This is a genomic window from uncultured Legionella sp. (assembly GCF_937871865.1).
Lineage (GTDB): Bacteria > Pseudomonadota > Gammaproteobacteria > Legionellales > Legionellaceae > Legionella.
In genome coordinates, this window is the sequence record NZ_CALMPD010000212.1 from 1 (window position 1) to 2,070 (window position 2,070).

A 2,070-nucleotide genomic window follows, 5' to 3' on the forward strand; every position below is an offset into this window, starting at 1 on the left:
TGAGTGACCATTACTTACTGATTTTGCATCACAGCACAAGTTCCGGAGCGTAAGGTCTATTTCAGCATATCAAATTCTTCTTTAAAAAACTCGTGGTGTTTTCTACATAGAATTTCATCACGAGTAAATTCGATAACATTTTGGTTCGCAATACAACGCCAATTTTGCATATCTGTTATATATTGACCATCCTTCTTTATAAATACATCTGGGGTAAATGCGGCCACATTTTTTCCAACCACTTTATCTCTCGCTGAAGTAAAAATAAAGGCTTCTATATTTGCATTTCTCATTTCTGAGCCCAACTTCTGACTATCTGCATAACTTATTGTATTTGAGATTTTATCTTGGTATTTTTTAAAATGAGGTGCGGTTAGATCAATACCATTTTCTGTTTGTATATATGCCTTAAAAGCTGTCATTGGTATTTCAATATACTCAAGATCAGCTGCAGTATCCGCAAAAAATTTTAGTCGATAAAAGGCAACTTCTGCTAATGCCGTTAGTAGATTTATTGATCCATACCAAAGTGAATATTCGAAAGTATTGCCAAATCGAGAACCATACTTTAGAGGCGGATACCTGAAAGGAGTAAAGATTAAATAATGCTTATTATTTTCTATTCTCGGCTTCGAACTCTCTAACAACTCTTCTAATAGATCGTGCTCTTCCCTACTTTCCACCAGGTCTCTAGAACTTGAAATATATTGATCCTCAACCATTCTCCATGGTTCTAAATTTAGAGTTTTAGTTAATTTTATCCCCTCAGATTCAGTCCATATGTTCATAATTTACCGCGCATTGCATCTAGATAGTTAAGTACACCAATTAAACCTTGAATAGTTTTCATTTCATCTATTGGTATATTTTTAAAGTATTTATTCTGACTATTCAGCCATAATTTCGCCTTTTCATGATTATTTCCAACCATCGCATTTAGGCTTCGGTATACTCTTAATAATAATAGAGCCATTTCACCCTCTTTAGTATGAGGCGAAATAAATTTAGTACCTTGGTTAATACGAGAAGCACTAGATTCACTGATACCAATTATCTTACTTAAATCCTTTCCAGTTAAAGAATAAAATTTTGCCAAATTGCTTACAGCTTTAGTTAAAACACGTTCTTCTTTATGAAGAGTATTATTTGAAGTTTTCATTGCACACCTCCTTTCAAATGAAATTATAGTAAATATTTATTTCAAATACAAGGAAACCTTTTATCTATAAACTAAATATCGTCTTTTTAAATTCATATTTCAGGGGTAATTTAACGGGGGTTTTCTTGATTACCTCGTCCTACCCTATCATTCAACCAAAATTCAACAAAGGGTTAGTTAATAAATGTGGTTAATTTTTCTAAAATTAAAAAAGAGGTTAATCTAATTGGTTCTTTTTTGCAACGGAGCCGTATTTTCTTCCAAATGGCGAGAAACCGTCAAAGCATTTCTTATGCGCATTGAAAATGAGTTTTTTGAAGAGCCTGTTGCTGTAAAAATGGCTTTGTTCCTGAAATCCAAAAGTAGCGAAATTCTTAAACTTGTTGAGCGCGCTGAAAAGCTTGCGCTCACGATCCAAAAACAGCCCCTCGAATATATTTTATGCCATGCAGATATCCATGGCTGGAACTTGATTGTTGATAAAGAAAGAGCCCTTTATATTGTTGATTGGGATACCGTTATCTTTGCCCCCAAAGAACGTGATTTGATGTTTGTCGGCGCTGGTATTTGGGACAGCGGTCGCACAGCTACTGAAGAGGAATCACTATTTTATCAGGGCTATGGCCAAACAAAGATCAATCAGGATGTCATTTGCTACTATCGTTTTGAACGTATTATTCAGGACATCAGCGACTATTGTGAATACATCTTTCTTTCTGATGAGGGTGATGATGATCGGATGCAATCCTTTGAACACTTACTGCCCGTTTTTCTACCGAATGGAGCAATAGAAAGAGCTTATCAATCCGACAAGACGAGGGAGATTTTATGAAGTTATATTTTGTAGAAGGTGCCAGTTCTCGACCTTATTTTAAGGCATTATATAGCCAACGGATAATAAATTGATTATA

At 34.8% G+C, this 2,070-nt stretch carries 3 protein-coding genes; 1 reads left to right on the top strand and 2 read right to left on the bottom strand.

Features of this window, described 5'->3' with window-relative positions; genetic code table 11:
- Window positions 1-56 precede the first annotated feature (56 nt).
- Together Q0495_RS11260 and Q0495_RS11265 are read right to left on the bottom strand one after the other, a co-directional pair.
- Window positions 57-788 carry an RES family NAD+ phosphorylase gene (locus Q0495_RS11260; RefSeq protein ID WP_298626267.1) on the bottom strand — a complete coding sequence of 244 codons (732 nt, stop codon included), beginning with the start codon at window positions 786-788 and terminating at the stop codon, window positions 57-59.
- Window positions 785-1,159, bottom strand: a complete 375-nt coding sequence (locus tag Q0495_RS11265; RefSeq protein ID WP_298626270.1) for an antitoxin Xre/MbcA/ParS toxin-binding domain-containing protein — start codon at window positions 1,157-1,159, stop codon at window positions 785-787. Before Q0495_RS11265 ends, Q0495_RS11260 begins: the two co-directional genes overlap by 4 nt.
- A gap of 292 nt (window positions 1,160-1,451) precedes the next feature.
- Between Q0495_RS11265 and Q0495_RS11270 the strand changes: the two genes are divergently transcribed.
- Window positions 1,452-1,991 carry a phosphotransferase gene (locus tag Q0495_RS11270; RefSeq protein WP_298626271.1) on the top strand — a complete coding sequence of 180 codons (540 nt, stop codon included), beginning with the start codon at window positions 1,452-1,454 and terminating at the stop codon, window positions 1,989-1,991.
- The last annotated feature ends 79 nt before the right edge of the window (window positions 1,992-2,070 follow it).